General features: G+C 44.7%; 1 protein-coding gene. It reads left to right on the forward strand.

The features are described from left to right. A partial coding sequence (locus tag ACFIK8_RS09905) for an SAM-dependent methyltransferase (RefSeq protein ID WP_375669323.1) occupies window positions 1–329 on the forward strand: 329 nt, incomplete at both ends.

Below are 329 nucleotides of genomic sequence, written 5' to 3' on the forward strand. Positions count from 1 at the left end.
TCAGTCGAAAATAGATGGTTATCGTTCGCGTGCGGCCTATAAACTCATCGAAATGAATGAGCGCTATAAATTTCTCAAAAAAGGTCAAAAAATCATTGATCTGGGAGCGGCGCCGGGGGGATGGTGTCAGGTGGCTCAGCGTATTGTAGGGTCAAGTGATGAAAAGCCTAGTGTGGTTGGCATTGATTATTTGCCTGTTGTTCCATTGCCTGGGGTTATAATGCTGGAAATGGATTTTTTGCATACAGATGCACCGCAGAAATTGATTGATGCTTTAGGGACAAAGCCAGATGTAGTGCTTTCTGATATGGCCGCACCAACAATAGGAC

It is taken from the genome of Bartonella sp. MR168JLCBS, from assembly GCF_042194175.1.